This window comes from Gemmatimonadaceae bacterium (assembly GCA_037721215.1).
Lineage (GTDB): Bacteria > Gemmatimonadota > Gemmatimonadetes > Gemmatimonadales > Gemmatimonadaceae > UBA4720.
In genome coordinates, this window is record JBBJNV010000006.1 from 33,656 (window position 1) to 51,753 (window position 18,098).

Here is an 18,098-nt window from a genome sequence, read left to right on the forward strand (position 1 = left end):
TGTCAGAGCTCGTCGATCGACCGTGGCCAGTCCTGTTTCAGTAGTTGGGAAAGCGCGCGATCGGCGAGAAGCCGCCCGTCGGTCTGACACCGCGCACCATAGTTGGTCTCGTTGCCCCCGGAAGATTCTGCTCTTCCATCGACGCCTGTCCCGGACGACGCGGCAACATTACTATGCAGTCCATTCACCTGCGTCTGGAGATGTTTAATGGTGGGGATGGTTACGGCGGTGAGCCGGAATTCGGTGCACACAATCCGCAAGCCCAACGTGAGTTGCATTCGCCTGCTCGCGGGTCTGGGGGTCGACGGCGACATCCACATGGGTGAGACGGTCAAACATCGCTCGCGGATTGCTCGTAACGCGTCGCAGCCGAATCTGCGCCAGGTTCACCTCATTCATGCTGAGCTCCACGACGAATTGCTTTCCGCCGGATTTACAATACTGCCTGGAGAGATGGGTGAGAACGTCACGACCCGTGGGGTCGAGCTGCTGGCATTGCCGGCCGGAACCCGGTTGCACATTGGAGACATGGCCATCGTAGAAGTCACCGGTCTTCGTAATCCCTGCTTTCAGCTCAACGGACTGAAAATGGGGCTGATGAAGGCGGTGCTCGGGCGGGATGAAGATGGAAATCTGATTCGAAAGACTGGAGTCATGAGCATTGTCGTTGCTGGAGGCGATGTGAAGGCTGGTGACCCGATACATGTCACGCTGCCTGACGGGCCTCGTCGTGCACTTCAGCCTGTGTGACCACGGCACCGGCAGAAGATTCGTCAGCGGCATCGGGTGCTGACGAGCCAGCCATCGACCCTAACCCACTGCTTGCCGTGTGGAGCGGATCCCACGGAGGCGTCCCGCCATTCGATCTGGTCGAAGTCAGACACTTCGAACCTGCGCTGTACGCGGCGATGCAGGAAAACCTCGCCGAAGTGGAACGAATCGCGAGCGACTCCAGCGAGGCATCTTTCGAGAACACCCTGCTCGCGCTAGAACGCTCAGGTCGCATGTACGAGCGGGTGACAACGGTGTTTGGAGTCTGGAGCTCGGCGATGAGCGGGTCCGAATTCCAGCAGGTAGAGCTGGAGATGGCGCCGAGGATGGCGTCATTCGCTGATCAGATTACGCAGAACAGCGCACTTTTCGAACGCATCGAGTCAGTTTATAAATCGTCGGACACCGGTCTGCTGACCCCGGAGCAGCGACGGCTTGCCTGGCTTTACCATACGAACTTCGTTCACGCAGGTGCGCGGCTCGACTTATCGGCCAAGGCAAGGCTTTCGGAGATCAACCAGGCGCTGGCCGCGATGTATACGCGGTTTGCCCAGAACGTACTCGCTGACGAGACCGACCATTATCTCGTTCTCCACGATGAGGCCGAGCTGGACGGCCTGCCTCAATCGGCGCGCGACGGAGCTGCCGCTGCCGCCAGAGAGAGAGGGATGACGGGCGGGTGGGTCATAGCAAACTCCCGGTCTGCGATCGATCCTCTTCTTACGTATTCGAGCAGTCGCGAATTACGCGAAAAGGGCTGGCGCATGTTCACGAGCCGGGGCGATATGGGCGGGGCGCACGATAACAACGAGATCATCTCCGGGATACTCGCTCTTCGCAGCGAGCGGGCGATTCTCCTTGGTTACCCAACTCATGCGCATTGGCATCTCGATGACACGATGGCAAAAACTCCAGAGCGTGCCGCTTCTCTGCTGGAGCAGATGTGGCTTCCCGCGGTGTCACGCGTGAAGGAGGAAATTGCGGCCATGCAGGAATTGGCTCGCTCGGAGCAGCAGACTTTCCAGATCGAGCCATGGGATTACCGCTATTACGCCGAAAAAGTTCGGAAGCTGAAATACGATCTCGATCAAAACGAGGTGAAAGCGTATCTGCAGCTGGAAAAGCTCCGTGAGGGGATGTTCTGGGTAGCCGGAGAACTGTTCGGGTTTCGGTTTGCCTCAGTGGAGGTGCCGGTTTATCACCCCGACGTACGCGTCTGGGAAGTGACCGATAGGTCGTCCGGCACGGCTCTGGGACTCTGGTATTTCGACCCCTACGCCCGTTTGGGCAAACAGTCCGGCGCGTGGATGAACTCGTTTCGGAGCCAGGAAACGTTCGAGGGCGGCATCACTCCGATTGTCTCGAATAACTCCAATTTCGTGGAGGGGAGGCAGGGGGAACCGGTGTTGATCTCCTGGGACGATGCGCGAACGCTCTTTCACGAGTTCGGGCACGCATTGCACGGACTCGCATCCAGCGTGACATACCCTGCATTGAGCGGCACTGCGGTCGCGCGCGATTATGTGGAGTTTCCATCACAGCTGCTGGAACACTGGCTCGTCACGCCAGAGGTGTTACAGCGATTTGCCGTTCATTATGAGACGGGGGAGCCGATTCCGCGGGTCCTCGTCGACCGCATCGAGCAGTCGTTGACCTTCAATCAGGGATTCGACACGATCGAGTATCTGGGAAGCGCTCTGATGGACATGAAGATGCATCTGGCTACCGGGCATCCCATCGACCCTCGCGCCTTCGAGCGCGATACACTCGCCACACTCGGCATGCCTCACGAAGTTTCGATGCGCCACCGCAGTGCACATTTTCTTCACGTTTTTTCGAGCGATGGTTACTCTGCCGGGTACTACAGCTATCTCTGGGCAGATGTATTGACGGCAGATGCGTGGCAGGCGTTTATGGAAAGCAGCGGTCCTTACGATGCTATAGTTGCGGCAAAGCTGCGCGATAGAGTCTTTTCGGCGGGAAACACCGTCGATCCTGCAGAGGCCTACCGCTCATTTCGCGGACGTGATCCGGGGATTGAAGCGTTGATGCAGAAGCGCGGTTTCGCGCCGGGACCCGGACAACCTCAGGAGATTCAGGCATGAGCGAGGCAAAGATCATTGCGGTCGCCGGCGCTACAGGGGCACAGGGAGGCGGACTCGTACGTGCGATTCTGGCTGAGCCGGATGGCGGGTTCGCAGCCCGGGCCCTGACGCGTAACGTCAATTCAGACAAGGCCAGGGAGCTCGCGGACCTGGGGGCGGAGGTGGTCGAGGCGGATCTTGATGACCCCGACAGTGTGAACAAGGCCTTTGTCGGAGCTTACGGTGCTTTTTGTGTCACTTTCTACTGGGCACACATGTCGCCGGACACAGAGGGAGCTCAGGCAAAAACGATGGCCGAGGCCGCCAAAGCGGCGGGTTTGAAGCACGTGATCTGGTCGACACTAGAGGATACGCGTAACTGGATTCCACTCAGCGATAGCCGGATGCCGACGCTTATGGGCAAGTACAAGGTTCCGCATTTCGACTCGAAGGGTCAGGTAGACTTCGTGTTCGACGAGATGGGAGTGCCAACGACATTCATGCAGGTGGCGTTCTACTGGGAGAATTTCATCCACTCCGGCCCGAAGAAATCCGGTGATGGGCCGCTCCTGCTGACGCTCCCCCTACAGAACAGGAAACTGGCAGGCATTGCCACTGAGGATATCGGCAAATGTGCGTATGGAATTTTCAAGCGGGGCGTGGAACTCGTCGGCCACAGGGTCGGAATAGCAGGCGAGCAGCTGACGGGTGAGGAGATGGCGGCAAAGCTGTCGCGGGCGCTGGGCCGTGAGGTTGCATATAACGGTGTTTCGGCGGAGACATTTCGCGGCTTCGGGTTTCCAGGCGCAGAAGACCTTGGTAACATGTTCCAGTTCTATGCCGAATTCGATGAGGTCGTGAATGCGAGCCGCAACGTGGACAAATCACGGGCATTGAATCCCGAGCTTCAGTCGTTCGACATGTGGCTCGAGAACAACGCGAAGCTGATTCCGCTAGAGTAATCGCTTTAAAACACCGCACCGCCGACTTCGAAGCTGGCGAGCACAGTGGGAGGTCACTGATCGATCATGCAGCGGTACATTGCCTTTCTTCGGGCCATAAATGTCGGCGGCCACAATGTGAAGATGGCGGACCTGCGCGTTCTGTTCGAACGGCTCGGATTTCGAAACGTCGAGACTTTCATCGCGAGCGGGAATGTCATTTTCGAAGCGCCCGTGGGAAATTTGCCGCAGCTCGAGGAGCAAATCGGCCGGCATCTCCAGAGATCACTCGGCTACGAGGCGACGGTGTTTATCCGTACTCCTGCCGAGGTGGCGGCAATCGCCGAGTATGAGGCGTTTCCCGAGGCGGACGCCAGGGCCCCGGGGACCACTATGTTCGTGGCCTTCCTTCCCAGTCCGCCAAAGGACGCAGTCAAGCGGCAGCTGCGCGGTTTCCGCTCCGAGCTCGATGACTTCGCTATCAATGGGCGTGAAGTCTACTGGCTATGCCGGACCAGGATGACGGATTCTCCGTATTCCAGGCCGCTGCTGGCGAAGACACTCGGTGCACCGGCAACGCTGCGCAACATCAATACGGTACGAAACCTCGCTGCGAAGTATGCAGGAGATGCGGGAGCTCGTGCGGAAGCGCGGACGGTGGGACCGCGGGCAAACAAACGAATGCCCGGTCGGTGAGGCGGGCCCTGCCATTCGATACTGTAATACCGGTGCGGCAGCGTTGCTGCGGTTGACGCCTGCGGTGACAGGAAAGCTGCACTTACTCTTCCTCCAGGACATATGAGCACTTCACACGTCCCGATGTTCGCGCAGGTCAACAAGTACTTCGACAAAGCCGCCGCGTATCTCGATCTGTCCCCTGGACTGCTGGCGCAGATCAAGGCCTGCAATTCTGTATTCCGGGTGAGCTTTCCGCTCAAGCGCGATGATGGCACAATCCAGGTCATCAACGGCTGGCGTGCGCAACACAGCGTGCATCGGCTTCCCACGAAGGGCGGTATCCGGTTCGCTCCGCAGGTGGATGAAGACGAAGTTTCTGCTCTTGCCGCGTTGATGACCTACAAGTGCGCGCTTGTCGATGTCCCCTTTGGCGGTGCCAAGGGGGCAGTGCGGATCGATCCAGTGAGATACTCCGTCGATGAGCTGGAGCGAATCACGCGCCGATTCACTTATGAGTTGTTCGCGAAGAACCTGCTTGGTCCCGGCCTGGATGTGCCCGCGCCTGACTATGGAACCGGACCGCGCGAGATGGCGTGGATTATGGACACCTATTCGACGCTCGCGCCGGGGTCCATCGATGCGCTGGGCTGCGTCACGGGGAAGCCGGTGACACAAGGCGGAGTGCGCGGGCGGGCAGAGGCCACGGGCCGGGGCGTCTACTTTGCGTTACGCGAGGCGTGCGGATATGCAGATGACATGAAATCGATGGGGCTCGCGACAGGTCTCGCGGGTAAGCGTGTGGTAATTCAGGGACTCGGAAACGTCGGCTACCACGCCGCGAAGTTCATCGAGGAGGGCGGCGGCATCATCGTCGCGCTTGCCGAGCGTGAGGGAGCGATCTGGAACGACTCCGGGCTCGACGTGGATCGGGTAATGGCACACCGAAAGGAGACCGGTTCGATCCTCGGCGTTGCAGGTGCCCGTGACATCGCAATGAACTCCGATGCACTGGAGCTCGATTGCGACGTTCTCGTTCCCGCAGCGCTCGAGAACGTAATCACCATGGAGAATGTGGATCGTATCAAGGCCAGGATCATCGTTGAGGGTGCGAATGGACCGATAACTGCCGACGCGAGCGAGCGACTGCTTTCGCGCGGCACATTGATAATTCCGGATATCTACGCCAATGCGGGTGGCGTCACCGTTTCGTATTTCGAATGGGTAAAGAATCTCTCGCACATGCGGTTCGGTCGCATGGAGAAGCGATTCGCGGAGAGAAGCAACGAGCGGATTCTGGAGGGCATCGAGGAGCTGACCGGTACCAGGTTTACATCGCATGCACGGGGAATCGCCACCGCGGCGGCAGGCGAGGAGGAGCTCGTCAATTCAGGGCTCGAGGAGACGATGGTAGCAGCGTACACAGAGCTTCGGTCGATACAGAATGGTCACGGGGTGGATCTGCGCACGGCGGCTTTCATGAACGCGATCGGGAAAGTCGCGATGGCATACCAGCAGCGGGGAATTTTTCCGTGAGTGCCTGCTCCAACTGTCAGACACCGGCGTGATGTTCCTGCTGTCGGAGCAGCGGTCCCCGGCGGACATTCTCTAACAGAAAGTAGTTATGTCGAGTTTTACTGAGACAGCAGAGTAGAAATGGCCCGGCCCTCCAAGCTTCAACGCTGGACCGATCTGATTGCCGCGCTTCTGCCGCGGCGATATCCGGCCACCTTCGAACAGCTCGCCCCCGATGTTCCCGCGTATTGCAGTGAAGGCACGCGGCACGACGCAAGAATGCGAATGTTCGAGCGCGACAAGGACGAGCTGCGGTCGTTCGGAATTGGTATCGAGACAGTAGCGTTCGACGACGGCGAGGCAGTGGGGTACCGGCTGGATACGAAGAGTTTCTATCTACCCTATCTGTCGCTCGCCGCGCGCGAAGGGAAACCAGGGTCGACGCCGAGGAAGCCGGATAAATACGGCTTTCGTGCGCTGGCGTCGCTGGTGTTCGAGCCGGATGAGCTGTCGGTGATCGTGGAAGCAGCAAAACGGGTGATAGCGTTGGGCGACCCGGTGCTCGCTGAGGAAGCTGAATCGGCGATGAAAAAGCTCGCGTTCGATTTGCCGTTGCCGGAATCGGGCAATGCCGCTGAAGGGCCCGCGATGGAGGTAATGGCATCGCCAGCGATGACAGTTTCTTCAATGCTCAGTGATGCACCGCAACCGCGTTATTCAAGCCCGGCAATTCGGAGCGTTCCCTCTGCGGACGTGTTCCCGGTTTTGAACGATGCGTTATTCCGGCGCAAGATCGTGACGTTCGACTACAGCGGCATGGCGACGAACAGCGATGCGCGGCGCACGCTCGAACCGTACGGACTCTTTTTTCTTTCGGCGCACTGGTATGTCACTGGACGGGACGTGCAAAAGGGCGAGCTGCGGAATTTCCGGCTGAACCGCATGCGGAACGTCGACGTAAACAGCGCGACATCACAGACGGCGGACTACAAAATCCCGCTGGGGTTCAATCTTCGCGAGCATGCAAAGTCGCGTCATGCGTGGGAGATTGGCGGAGGCGTGCATGAAAATGCAGTCGTTGATTTCCAGAATGCCACCGGCGCGGCTCAGGCTGCTGCCCGGCTCGGAATGGAGATCGAGGGATCGCCCGATCGTCGCGCGTTTCAGTTCCGCCGCATGGATTCGTTTGCGAGGTGGCTCCTGTCGTTCGGGGGTGAAGCCATTCCGGTCGAGCCGCCGGCGCTGGTGGCGGAATTCAGGCGGCAGGCTCGCGCGACGCGCGCGCTGTATGGAGCGGGCGATGAGCGATAGCGGAGCGAAGCGCCCCCGCCGCGCGGAGTCGGACGGTAGTGCGGGGGCGTCGCGCCGCGGTAAGGTAAGCAATAAAGCAGCGAAGATGTCACGACCTGCTCGCGTGCCCGACACCGCAGCCCGGCAGCTACGACGAATCCTCATGGTTATTCCGGGGATTGCCGACGGTAACGCACACCGTCTCTCGAAGGTCGCCAGGAGTGCCGGCGTTGAAAAGGCGGTATTGCTCGCAGATCTGAAATCGCTTGCCGACCGTCATGGTGCGCCAGGTGGCTTCGTCGACGGCATGCAGATTTACATCGGGCCCGAGATGGTCGAGGTCACGTCCAACCATTTCCTGAGGCCGATGGGTCTCACAATTCATGAATTGTGCGCGCTCGAGCTCGGCCTCGCCATTCTGCGTGCCGAGCGGCCGCCGGATGAGACTGCTGTGATCGAAAGCGCGCGCGGCCGGCTGCGGAAGCTGATTTCGAGACTGCCGGTGGACCACGGCGACATCGAGACGCGATTCGCCGAGCTTGCACCGACGGAGGGGTTACCGCATCTCGAGGAGCTGCGAAAGGCGCTGCGAGATCATCACAAGGCGCGGATTACGTATCGCCGGGCGGGAGCGAATGCCGCTACAACCCGGGTGGTGCGACCGTACGCAATCGTCCCCGCCAGCGGAATGTGGTATGCAGTTGCGTATTGTGAGGCCAGCGAAGGTCTCCGGGTGTTTCGCATGGACCGGGTGGAAGGGCTGACATCTCTCCCGGACAGGTACGAGATCCCTGCGACTTTTTCCGTTCGCGAGACATTGCGGGATGGCAAAGCTCTTCAGATCGACACGCCGGCCGCCGGAATGAAAGTCCGCTACTCAGCGAAAATTGCGCGGTGGATTGCGGAGCGTGAAGGCGTCGAGGTGGATGCGGATGGATCTCTTACGATCGAACATCCGCTGGCAGACGCGGATTGGGGGGTGCGGCATGTGCTGCAGTACGGGCCGGATGCAGAAGTGCTGGAGCCGCCAGTGTTGCGAGAGGAAATTTTGAGACGATTGACGGCGGTCTGATACGGTGGTCGTCCCTTCGTTTGATGTGGTACATCTTTCCGCCTCAGGTCTTCCATAACCGGGCAACCGGCGAAAAAGGACTGACCGCAGCTTACCAGTCGTACCGCCCGGTCAACGCGAATACGTGATCCAGATACCCGTTGTCCGGGTCGTTCGACGTCCGGTTTTCGAAATTGTAATTCGCGATCAGCGAAAAGCCCGCGCCGAAACGATGATTCCATTCGAGGGTCGGAGTGAGACGGTAATCGTGTCGCGGCACATCCTCGTCATCCACCTCGACGAGCCGCTTAGGGTAGCGCTGGGACCGGAACTTCAACTCCGCGAACATATCATCGTTGCGTCCAAACGATCGCTCCAGGCCGGTCGAATACGTGCGCCGGACGTAACTTCGCCGCTCCGACCGCGCACTGTTCGTCTCATATCGGTAACCAACGTCAACGCGTGAGTGTCGACCAACGTCGCTGCGCAATTCCGCGCCGACGTATCTGTTAGCCGCGTCCCGGTCTGGATTGGTTTCGTAACGGCGGATGCGATAAGCGCCGAATGCGCGGAGCCTGCGAGCCGCGTCCAGCCGGTAATTCAGCCGCGGCAGGAAAAGGAACTGGTTGCCCACGTCGCGATCTTCGGACGATCCCTTCAGCGCCGCCTCTCCGATCGTCTCCGCAGTGACCTGCTTCGTAAGGCGCCTCGACAGCACAACACTCAGGTTCTGGCTGATCCTGTCGAACTGTTCGCTGGCGGTGTAAGAATGCCGGGCCGCCTCGTACGCCACTGCAAATCCGGGCCGCGATTCCGCGCTCTGGTACCGCACGACACCACCAATGACGAAACCGTTGGCGCGAGTCGGATCTTCTCTCTCACGATCGATGTTGCTGTCGAAGACCTCGGCGGTGAAAGCCGAAAACCCGTATGGACGCCAGCGGCTTGCCTGACGGACGGTATCCTTCGCGGCGGTCTTCCCGGGTTTAGTCGCGGTGGGAACACGAGGAGTTGCAGTCACCGGAGGAGCTTGCGGCTTCGCGACCGGCGGTTTTGCAGGTTTGGTCGCGGTCGGCGCTTTCCGTGGTGGAGTGCGAACTTGCGCATCGAGCGGAGCAGAAGCGATGCAGGCAACGAGAGGTAAAATCAGGGTTTTGATCATCGCGTCTCCACCAAAGACCGCTCCAGGCGTCGCTCGCACTCGGCGAGAATCGCCGGCGTCATGTGGCCGCGGTCCGGAATTCGTGTGCTGATCCATAGATGTCGTGCCAGAGTGAGTAAATCATAAATCAGAATTGTAGTTCTCCCGACGCCATTGCGAACGGCGCGTTCGAGCAACGAAGTTCGAGCGTCGTCGAAAGCGAACGGCTCGCCGCGAAGACGAATCGACTGCTCCGTCATGTGCGCGAGAAAATTGCCGATGTCGAGCGCCGGATCGCCTTCGCAGAATTGATCGAGATCGAGGATGTAGAGCCGGTCACCAGCCACTACGATCTGGTCGCCATAAAAATCGCGATGTATCCCCGCGAAACGACCGGTGGGTGCACTGCCTGCCATTTCCCCGCACGCCGCCGCGACATCGCGGATCCGCGGATCCAGATCAGGTCTCGCGTCGGCCGCCTTCGAAAGCGCTGCATCGAGGATCGTAATCTCGTTCTCGATTGTGTGCCTGGTGGCACCCGCGACACCTGACAGGTGAATTTTTTGCGCGACATCCGCTGCGCGCTCCGCAAACCATGTGCGCTCCGCACCGGCCAGATATTCGCTTACCGGAGTTCCTTCCACCTTTACCGCCAGCCACATGCGCCAGTCAGAAATTACGCCGGCAAGCTCAGGGACCGATATGCCGTCTGCGGAATGCGATCCGAATCCGGCGTCCCGGAGAGCGGTCATGACCCGAATCGTTTCGCGGTTCAGCCCCTTTGCTCTTACCTTGCCGAGGAGACAGATTTGGCGTTGCAGGCCGCGGTGTTGCACGTCGACACAATACTCGATCAGGCATCTTCGTCCTAGATGATGTCGCACCAGGCGCACACCGCGGACTTTCAGCGATGGCGGATCGAGGGTGGGCAATGTCACGGAGCTTCGCAGCATCGCCTGCGCACGTTCCAGGTTCAGCGCGTCATCCAGCCATGGCATTGCCGGATCGGCGAATCCAGTCACTCGTCGCCTCGAAGATGCCGTTCCGCCATCTCGAGAATCACTTCGATTTCCTGAGGCCAGGCGGTGCGATGGCGGCGGAATGGCTCCAGCGCCATCGCGAACAACGCCATCGCCGTCGCTGTGCGCAGGTCCTTCGCCGGTGGGAGCGGTGCGCGCGACTCATATCCGCCGATCAGACCGTCGATTGCCTCGCGGGCGTCCGATTCAGCAATTTCACTCCTCGCTGCACTGACCTTCAGTTTAGCAACGAAATTGCCGATATCGATTGCAGGAGGCCCGCTCGAGCATTCATCGAGATCGATGATCGTAGCCGCCGTTTCGTTTATCAGCACCTGGCTTGCATCGAAATCCCCGTGAATCGTGGCTCGCGCAGGTTCGACCGTTTCAACGACCCGCGCCAGATCACGCCCGAGCGCGGCCGCTCGTGGTGCAAGATCCGGACAGAGTGATCCCAGCGCCTTCACGGTTTGCTTCAGTCGCTTTATTGCGTCGTCGGCTCTCCATTCCGGGAGCGCGGCCGGGTCTTGTGCGTGGAGGCTGGCCAGTTCCCCACCAGCTGATGTTAAGCGCGTTCGGCTCGAAAGTCCGTCACGCAGCCCGGCGGCAAGTGACACGCCTTCGCACCAATCCATCGCCAGGAGACGATGGTGCATGTCGCAGCCGATCAGTCGCTGAATTCCAGCTGCACCGCTGTCGGAAAAGTGCATGGCTCTCGCGAGGGCAGGCCCGAAGCCGCGTGCCTCATACGCTCTGATTACGACGGGGCGTTTCTCCACCGGCGTCAGCACGAGAACACACCGCCGCTCCGGCTTGTATGCGAGTACCGTCACTGCAGTTTCGATGGCTCTTGTCTTCAGCGGCTTGATTCGGAGCAGAAGTCGCTGCCGCGTTTTCGCATCGGCAAGCCGGATGAGCACAGGGATGTGGTCGTCGTTTGGAAATACGCAAAGCTCGATCGCATGCTCGCCCATCACCACGCGACCCGGGCCTTCTGCCGTGTGCACAACCTTGCGCTGGTAAGCTTTGACGAGTTTGGCGCTGTCCCGCCGAAACGCCGTTGCGTAGTACCGTAGGTGCCGCGAATCCCGCGCTGATGCATAGGCCACAATGCAGGCCGTGGATGGCTTGAATCTCACGTAGGACACCGCCGCATCTGCCGGCAGCGTGAGACCATAAGAGGCTGCTGCGCCTGCGAGCGCCTCGGCATCCAATGCAGTCGCGAGACCCGGGAGCAGCGGCTGGCGCTTCGTCAGACCCAGATCAGGCGATGCGAGCACTGCGCACCGGCGTTCTTGTCAGCTCGTTGCGGGCGCGCGACTGAGCGACATACAGCCGCGCGTACCTGCCGTTGGCCGCCATGAGTTCGGAATGAACGCCGCTTTCCGCCACTACTCCGTTCTCAAGGAAGACAATGCGGTCGCACGACGGAGCAAGGGCAAGGTCGTGGGTAATGAGCAGCGTGGTGCGGTGGCGGCCGAGCTGTTCCAGGGCCGTGGCAACCATCGCCCGATTGTCTTCATCGAGACCGGTGGTTGGCTCGTCGAGAAGAAGAATCGGACCGTTCCTGACCGCGGCGCGGGCAATTGCAATTCGCTGCCGCTGTCCGCTCGAGAGTGTAACGCCGCGCTCCCCAACCAGTGTATCGTAGCCATCGGGCAGCGCACGGATAAAAACATCCGCTCTCGCGATACGTGCTGCTTCCTCGACGGACTCACTCGTCGCGCCCTCTGATCCAAGAGCGATGTTGTCGCGAATCGTCCCGGCAAAGAGCAGCGTATCCTGAAGCACGACGCTGATCTGCCCTCGCAGCGACTCGGTTGTGTACTCCCGCACATCACGGCCGTCAACCAGCAGTTTGCCTTCGCCGGCCTCATAGAGGCGAAGCATCAGACTCGCAATTGTGGACTTGCCCGCGCCGGATTCCCCGACGAGCGCTATTCGTTCTCCGGGCTCGATGCTGAGATTGAATCCCCGCAACACGTCATGGCCCGGTTCGTAACCGAAGCGAACCTGCTCGAACCTGATCGCCCCCGTGAGCGCATGCGCGGGAACAGCATCCGGCCGGTCTCTCAGCTCGGGCACGGTATCGAGAATGTCGAGCACGCGCTCACCCGCCGCCCCGGCTTTCGACAGGCGCCCCGTGTACTTCGCGAAATCGCGCACCGGTTTGAAGGCGTTCTTCAGGTAAGTGAGAAACACGACCAGCCCGCCCAGCGTCATTGTGCCGTCGAGAACCATTCGCGCCCCGAACCACAGAACCAGCGCGGATGAGACCGCGATGAGTCCATCGACGGTACGCTCGAGTGCTGCTTCGATTCGCTTTGCCTTCACGCCGTCAGTCAGGCTCTTCGCGTTCTCGACCGCAAATGCAGAGGAAAAAACCTGCTCGAGCGACAGCGCTTTCACGAGCTTGATCGATCCGATCGACTCAGCCGCCGTGGCGGCCATTGCTCCTTCGCGCTTCCGCTGCTCCCGGGCCACATGCCTCAATCGCCTGGTAAGCGTAGCCGTGCGAAGCCAGAATATCGGAAGGGTCATGAGCGACAGCAGACCGAGGCGCCAGTCGAGCCACATCATCACGCCGATCATTCCCGTCACCATCAGAATATTGGTGAGAAAGGGCAGCATGGCGCCGACAGTGGCGTCCTTCAGAAGTCCGACATCCGAGATCACACGGATGAGCAGGTCGCCGCTCCGCGCCCTCGTGTGGTAAGAAAGGGGCAGGGCCTGGAGATGCCGGTAAAGATCCGAGCGCACCTGCGTCAATACCCGGTTACCGACGAGGGCAAGCCCGACAGTGTTCGCGTATGCCGCCAATGCCCGCAAAGCCCCGAACGTGACGATCATCAGCGCCGAAATCGTGACGAGAGTCAGGGGTGATACGCCGCGGAGGATCCGAGGAAGATCGCTGGAAGACCCGACAGGATCGAGGACATGATCGATGACGAATTTGATCGGCCACGGTTCGAGCAGGCGCATGCCGACTTCGCCGATTACGCCGACAGTCGACAAGGCGAGCAACTTTTTTTCCGCCATGATCTGCGGTCGGAATCTCCGGAAGAAGTTGAACAGCCCCGACGGCGAAGCGTGGGCCATTATCGCTCTCCGGCTGGCACCGGGGTTGCCATCGCGGCTTCCACCAACGCAAGGATTTTCCCCGCGACCATCCGCCACGTGTGCGACTTGACAATCGACTGCCGGGCTGCCGATCCAAGCCGCTCAGCCACCCCGGGGGACTCACGCACCCACTCGAGCGCGTCTGCAAACGCCCGCGCGTCGCCCGGCGGGCACAGCAATCCGTTCACGCCGTGCTGGATGATATCGGGAATCTGCCCAATGGCGCTCGCAACCACTGGAAGTCCGCTCGCCATGTACTCGTAAACCTTCAATGGCGAAAAATAAAAATCACCCTGCGGATATGGTGCAACCGCCACGTCCATGGACCTGAGCAGGGCGGGAATCAACTCCGGCTCGAGCGGCCCGGTAAACGTCACCGCGGCCTGCATGCCATCGGCAGCGAGCTGTGCTCCAAGCGTTGCCCGCTCAGGTCCGTCGCCACCAACAAGCAATCGTGTGTCAGCGTGACGGGCATGCAGTTGGGTGAAGGCGTCGGCGAGAACCGGGAGTCCATGCCACGGCTTGAGCGTCCCTACAAAGCCGACTGTGAAGACCCCAGGCTCGCGCGGGAAGAGTGGTAGGACTCCCGGATGAAACCGGTCGGGGTTCACTCCGTTCGGGACGACATGCACACGGGGGCTCACTCCGGAGTACCGGCAGAGGTATGATGCAACTTCAGCGGATACGACGACAATCGCGGAAGCCGCATCGAGCACACGTTGCGCGACCTGCTCCGCGCTTCCACGGTCGACGAGCCCACGATGCCGCGCCTGTTCCTCGATCAGCGGCGCGTTCACCTCGAGCACCCCCGGTATCCCCTCCTCGCGAGCGTACTCCATTCCCGCATAGCTCCAAATGGAATAGCGCTCGTAAACGAAGTCGAACGGCCCGGCACCGCGCAGCATGGCCTGGAGTCCGAGGTTGGCACCGAGCGACGCCCGTTCGCGAGACGCTATGTCGCCTTTGGGAAGCGCCGACAGCCAGTAGACTCCCGCGTTACGCAGATCTTCCGGAGGATCTCCATCGAAGCGCGTGGCAAAGATCTCGACTTCGGCGCCATGCGCGATCAGCGCCCGCACGACTTCCTGGACGTGAACCGACGATCCCTTGGTGCCGAAGACCGGAACACCCGGGTCGGCGCAAACGTAAGCCACCCTCATCAGGCCGCTTCTGCACCGCTGATACGGCCGACCGTGAAAAGCTTCCTCACCGCGGCTGAGTTACGATTGACACTAAACTCGGCTTCAATCATCTGTCGGGCTGCGGCTGCGAGCCTGCACCGCATGTCAATGTCTGACAGCAGTGATTCAATCGCCAGGGCGAGTGCTGAAACGTCTCGTTCACCTACCAGGATCCCAGTCTCCCCGTGGCGCACCGCCTCGGGAATGCCGGCGACCGCGGTTGAGATACAGGGCGTTCCAAGTGCCATTGCTTCGAGCAGAACAGTCGGCAGTCCGTCGCGGTTGCCGTCGAGGCCGTTGACGCACGGCGCCGCGAGAACACTCGCCAAGCCAACCCGGTTCGCCATCTCGCGCTGCGGCAGCGGGCCGATGAGGGCCACCGTTTCTCCCAGTCGATGATTGGCGATCAACCCGCGCAGCTCGTCGTCCATCTCGCCAGATCCGATGATCTCGCAACGCGCGCTGACGCCGCGATCACGCAGGACCCCCATCGCACGGATGAGGTCGTCGAAACCCTTCTTCTCAACAAGACGCCCGACGGCGACAACGATATTTTCCCGATTGCGGGGCGCGGAAAACGGAAAATTCTCGAGATCCAGGCCGTTGTAGATCCTGCGGACGCGGCCTGCAGCCGGACCGTAGGCTTTCCGGAGAAACTTCTCATTGAAATCGCTGACCGTTACGACGGCGGCAGCATCGCCGAGCTTTCGCCTCAGTTCGGCGGCGTCGACAGTCTCGTGATAGATGTCCTTGGCGTGAGCAGTGAATGAAAATGGAATTCCCGTCAACCGCGACGCCATTCGCGCGACTGTCGCCGCAACGCTCGCAAAGTGCGCGTGGATGTGCGTGAAGCCACCCGCTGCCAATTCGCGTGCGAGCAACGCAGCCTGATAGACGTCCCGCTCGTCCTCGCCCGCGAACTGACCAAGCATCTGCCAGAAACGGGGAAGACTGTTGCCTGCAGTCGATAGCGCGGCCCAGAAGTCGGCCGTCCTTGGCCGTGCACTGGCGACAAAGCGAACAGGCGACCGGACGCGGGCCAACATATCCTGAAAATGCGTATCGACAGTCGGACGAAGGGAGAAAATCTCGAGCGACAGACCGGCGCGCTCATGTGCGAGGATCTCCGAAACGATAAAAGTTTCCGAGAAGCGGGGATACATTTTGACGATGTAGGCGACCTTGCAGTGCTCGAACGTTTCCGCGGGGGCCCCCCGAAACACGGGATCATGCGACGGCAAGAAGCTCATCAGCGAGATGCGGGATCCGGGCAAGACCGTTGAAGTCGATGCGGTCGCGTATGCCTGCCGGCGACGCAACGTCCTGTCGCATCCAGTCGGTAAGCGCAGCAGGCGACGTCTCATCGGGCATCATGACCGACAGCGCGCCCAAGTCTCGTAATCGCTCGGCGCGAATGAGCTGCTCCGTACGCGGACGCGTTCGGGGGACGATCAGCGCCGGCTTCTCCATTGAAAGCAGCTCGCAAACCGTGTTGTAGCCTCCCATCGCAATCACACGGTCGGCTCGCCGAAGAAGATGGGTGGGTTCGGACGAGAATTCGACGAGATGCATTCTCCCGTGTTCGGTCGCGCGCTTAGTGAGCCTGGCGCGCGCAGCCTCCGGCATGAAGGGGCCCATGATAATCACTCCGACCGTATCGTCTGGAAGTTCTGACTCCACAAACGCCGCAACGATCTGCTCACCGTCCTGCCCGCCGCCCACCTGACAGAGGACCATTCTGCTGGACTCGTCAATGGATTCGAGAACTGTGGTCGAGGTAAAATCCGGCTCGCCAGTAAACCTGCCCGACGGGTCTAGATAGCCGGTGAAACGAACGCGCTCCGCCGTTTCGTCGGACATCCGGTATTCGTTCAGGAGGTCGTAAACCGTCGGATCGCCGTAGACCCACACCCGGTCGTAATGCTCGGCGATAGCTTCCTCACTGCGTCCCTGCACCCATTCCCGCTCGACGGTGCCGGGATCGTCGAGGATGTCCCGAAGTCCCAGAATACACCGCGTACCGGCCTTCCGAAGGGCCGATAGCGTGGCGTCCAGCTCACCAAGGGCGCCGCGGGGCAGCTTGTCCACGATGAACAAATCCGGCTGAAACGCCTCAAGAGCAGCTTCGATCGTCCGCGCCCTGATGTTCGTGAGATCGCTTCTCGGAATCTCGAGATTCCTCGGGCGGTATTCGCCGCTGGCGGCCTTGGTGAGCGCGGGAAGGGTGATGCAGTCGATCCCCGGCGCCAGCGCCATGGCGTTCATTTCCTTGGCACCTGAAATCAGCAGCACAACGGCATTAGCCGGTGCCCCGGCAAGAGTCTGTGCGATGAGAGAATTACGCCGCATGTGGCCCATTCCGATGGCGTCATGCGAATAAAGGGCAATTCGCGGTTTTCTGCAGGCGGGGGAGGCAACCTGGTCCGGTGCAGTCATTCTGGTATTGCAGTGCATCTTCCACGCCTTGAGTAACAACCCGGTAACCTTCCGCAAAAATCCCTTGTTCGCGGTGACGCTGGCAGCGAATCACACCTGCGTCTCGTGCAACGTCACGATGTGGTAACAGGGATGTCTTGAGTGGGACGATTACACCATGCGCTGCGTCACGTTCCACCGAATTCTTGCCGGAACAGGCAAATCTTCTCCACCAGTGTCCGGGCAATACAGCACAACCGCTTACGAAGCAGGATGTGGCCGACCTCTGCACAAGGCGCGAGGAAGTCGAACCAATTCACATCGAGGGAGACCCCCGTGAAGAATCTGGCGCCAATATGTTAATCCATTGACACTATGTGAATGGATTAACACAATCAATATGGTTGCGCTCAGCGAGCGGTTTCTGGCACCAGGCCCGGCGGGAAAATCTGCTCCAGGGCAGCGTTGCGATAGTCGAAAATACGCCTCAGCTGGCGCCTCACCAGCGGGTGAGCCAGCCTTCCAAGAACGCCGAAAGGAAGGGCGTAAACGACGCGGTCCTCGATGATCGTGTAGCCCTTGTCTTCCACGAAACGGTGTGAATGCACCCACTTTTCGTAGGGTCCGGTGAGCTGGCTGTCCTCGAATGCGTAGGGAGGATTCCACCGCGTAATCTCCGTGAGCCAGTTCATCGGTATTCCGTACAGCTTGATCGTGTAAACGATCAGGGCGCCCGGTCTCATTACTATAGGAACTTCGGATCTGATACGAAATCCGAGTTCAGGCGGTGTCAACCGCTCCAGATTCTCCGCGGTTGCAAAAAACGAGAATACTTCGGGCAGGCGGCGCGGCACCCGGCTGCTGCGTTCGATCACATACTCTTTCATCAAATGCT

General features: G+C 60.2%; 16 protein-coding genes. 7 read left to right on the top strand and 9 right to left on the bottom strand.

The features are described from left to right. Nucleotides 1–2 precede the first annotated feature (2 nt). The gene (locus WKF55_04245; GenBank protein ID MEJ7758782.1) at nucleotides 3–278 is read right to left on the bottom strand and encodes a hypothetical protein; all 276 of its coding nucleotides are present in this window, start codon (nucleotides 276–278) and stop codon (nucleotides 3–5) included. Between WKF55_04245 and WKF55_04250 the strand changes: the two genes are divergently transcribed. From WKF55_04250 to WKF55_04280, 7 genes are all read left to right on the top strand, one after another. Next, on the top strand, nucleotides 268–750 hold the full coding sequence (locus WKF55_04250; GenBank protein MEJ7758783.1) for an MOSC domain-containing protein: 483 nt from the start codon (nucleotides 268–270) through the stop codon (nucleotides 748–750). The genes WKF55_04245 and WKF55_04250 overlap by 11 nt on opposite strands. Further along, a complete protein-coding gene (locus WKF55_04255) occupies nucleotides 747–2,876 on the top strand; it encodes a M3 family metallopeptidase (protein ID MEJ7758784.1) in 2,130 nt (709 codons plus the stop codon). Before WKF55_04250 ends, WKF55_04255 begins: the two co-directional genes overlap by 4 nt. Then, nucleotides 2,873–3,817, top strand: coding sequence for an NmrA/HSCARG family protein (locus tag WKF55_04260; GenBank protein ID MEJ7758785.1), 945 nt, complete (start codon nucleotides 2,873–2,875; stop codon nucleotides 3,815–3,817). The genes WKF55_04255 and WKF55_04260 overlap by 4 nt, the downstream gene beginning before the upstream one ends. A gap of 66 nt (nucleotides 3,818–3,883) precedes the next feature. Next, the gene (locus tag WKF55_04265; GenBank protein ID MEJ7758786.1) at nucleotides 3,884–4,492 is read left to right on the top strand and encodes a DUF1697 domain-containing protein; all 609 of its coding nucleotides are present in this window, start codon (nucleotides 3,884–3,886) and stop codon (nucleotides 4,490–4,492) included. A gap of 102 nt (nucleotides 4,493–4,594) precedes the next feature. Beyond that, nucleotides 4,595–6,007, top strand: a complete 1,413-nt coding sequence (locus WKF55_04270) for a Glu/Leu/Phe/Val dehydrogenase (GenBank protein ID MEJ7758787.1) — start codon at nucleotides 4,595–4,597, stop codon at nucleotides 6,005–6,007. Nucleotides 6,008–6,127: 120 nt separating this feature from the next. Then, on the top strand, nucleotides 6,128–7,297 hold the full coding sequence (locus WKF55_04275) for a WYL domain-containing protein (GenBank protein MEJ7758788.1): 1,170 nt from the start codon (nucleotides 6,128–6,130) through the stop codon (nucleotides 7,295–7,297). Further along, on the top strand, nucleotides 7,287–8,348 hold the full coding sequence (locus WKF55_04280; protein MEJ7758789.1) for a WYL domain-containing protein: 1,062 nt from the start codon (nucleotides 7,287–7,289) through the stop codon (nucleotides 8,346–8,348). The genes WKF55_04275 and WKF55_04280 overlap by 11 nt, the downstream gene beginning before the upstream one ends. 91 nt (nucleotides 8,349–8,439) lie before the next feature. On the opposite strand, the gene WKF55_04285 is transcribed toward WKF55_04280, so the two are convergent. The 8 genes from WKF55_04285 to WKF55_04320 all read right to left on the bottom strand — a co-directional run bounded on the left by WKF55_04285 (nucleotide 8,440) and on the right by WKF55_04320 (nucleotide 18,090). Further along, nucleotides 8,440–9,489, bottom strand: coding sequence for a hypothetical protein (locus WKF55_04285; GenBank protein MEJ7758790.1), 1,050 nt, complete (start codon nucleotides 9,487–9,489; stop codon nucleotides 8,440–8,442). After that, nucleotides 9,486–10,490, bottom strand: a complete 1,005-nt coding sequence (locus WKF55_04290) for a phosphotransferase (GenBank protein MEJ7758791.1) — start codon at nucleotides 10,488–10,490, stop codon at nucleotides 9,486–9,488. The genes WKF55_04285 and WKF55_04290 overlap by 4 nt, the downstream gene beginning before the upstream one ends. Further along, nucleotides 10,487–11,767 (bottom strand): phosphotransferase, encoded by a 1,281-nt coding sequence (locus tag WKF55_04295; protein MEJ7758792.1) that lies wholly within the window; start codon nucleotides 11,765–11,767, stop codon nucleotides 10,487–10,489. Before WKF55_04295 ends, WKF55_04290 begins: the two co-directional genes overlap by 4 nt. Then, complete coding sequence (locus WKF55_04300) at nucleotides 11,751–13,586, bottom strand: ABC transporter ATP-binding protein (GenBank protein ID MEJ7758793.1); 1,836 nt, start codon at nucleotides 13,584–13,586, stop codon at nucleotides 11,751–11,753. Before WKF55_04300 ends, WKF55_04295 begins: the two co-directional genes overlap by 17 nt. Further along, nucleotides 13,586–14,767 (bottom strand): glycosyltransferase family 4 protein, encoded by a 1,182-nt coding sequence (locus WKF55_04305; protein MEJ7758794.1) that lies wholly within the window; start codon nucleotides 14,765–14,767, stop codon nucleotides 13,586–13,588. The genes WKF55_04300 and WKF55_04305 overlap by 1 nt, the downstream gene beginning before the upstream one ends. Beyond that, on the bottom strand, nucleotides 14,767–16,038 hold the full coding sequence (locus WKF55_04310; protein MEJ7758795.1) for a glycosyltransferase family 4 protein: 1,272 nt from the start codon (nucleotides 16,036–16,038) through the stop codon (nucleotides 14,767–14,769). The genes WKF55_04305 and WKF55_04310 overlap by 1 nt, the downstream gene beginning before the upstream one ends. Further along, the gene (locus WKF55_04315; GenBank protein MEJ7758796.1) at nucleotides 16,016–17,224 is read right to left on the bottom strand and encodes a glycosyltransferase; all 1,209 of its coding nucleotides are present in this window, start codon (nucleotides 17,222–17,224) and stop codon (nucleotides 16,016–16,018) included. Before WKF55_04315 ends, WKF55_04310 begins: the two co-directional genes overlap by 23 nt. A gap of 389 nt (nucleotides 17,225–17,613) precedes the next feature. Further along, a complete protein-coding gene (locus tag WKF55_04320) occupies nucleotides 17,614–18,090 on the bottom strand; it encodes an SRPBCC family protein (protein MEJ7758797.1) in 477 nt (158 codons plus the stop codon). Nucleotides 18,091–18,098: the final 8 nt, after the last annotated feature.

What these genes read in the sequence shown, in the direction of transcription:
- WKF55_04305 (MEJ7758794.1), bottom strand. Translation starts at nt 14,767, where the DNA reads ATGAGGGTGGCTTACGTTTGCGCCGACCCGGGTGTTCCGGTCTTCGGC.
- WKF55_04270 (MEJ7758787.1), top strand. Translation starts at nt 4,595, where the DNA reads ATGAGCACTTCACACGTCCCGATGTTCGCGCAGGTCAACAAGTACTTC.
- WKF55_04275 (MEJ7758788.1), top strand. Translation starts at nt 6,128, where the DNA reads ATGGCCCGGCCCTCCAAGCTTCAACGCTGGACCGATCTGATTGCCGCG.
- WKF55_04280 (MEJ7758789.1), top strand. Translation starts at nt 7,287, where the DNA reads ATGAGCGATAGCGGAGCGAAGCGCCCCCGCCGCGCGGAGTCGGACGGT.
- WKF55_04320 (MEJ7758797.1), bottom strand. Translation starts at nt 18,090, where the DNA reads ATGAAAGAGTATGTGATCGAACGCAGCAGCCGGGTGCCGCGCCGCCTG.
- WKF55_04310 (MEJ7758795.1), bottom strand. Translation starts at nt 16,038, where the DNA reads ATGAGCTTCTTGCCGTCGCATGATCCCGTGTTTCGGGGGGCCCCCGCG.
- WKF55_04245 (MEJ7758782.1), bottom strand. Translation starts at nt 278, where the DNA reads ATGCAACTCACGTTGGGCTTGCGGATTGTGTGCACCGAATTCCGGCTC.
- WKF55_04300 (MEJ7758793.1), bottom strand. Translation starts at nt 13,586, where the DNA reads ATGGCCCACGCTTCGCCGTCGGGGCTGTTCAACTTCTTCCGGAGATTC.
- WKF55_04315 (MEJ7758796.1), bottom strand. Translation starts at nt 17,224, where the DNA reads ATGACTGCACCGGACCAGGTTGCCTCCCCCGCCTGCAGAAAACCGCGA.
- WKF55_04260 (MEJ7758785.1), top strand. Translation starts at nt 2,873, where the DNA reads ATGAGCGAGGCAAAGATCATTGCGGTCGCCGGCGCTACAGGGGCACAG.
- WKF55_04265 (MEJ7758786.1), top strand. Translation starts at nt 3,884, where the DNA reads ATGCAGCGGTACATTGCCTTTCTTCGGGCCATAAATGTCGGCGGCCAC.
- WKF55_04285 (MEJ7758790.1), bottom strand. Translation starts at nt 9,489, where the DNA reads ATGATCAAAACCCTGATTTTACCTCTCGTTGCCTGCATCGCTTCTGCT.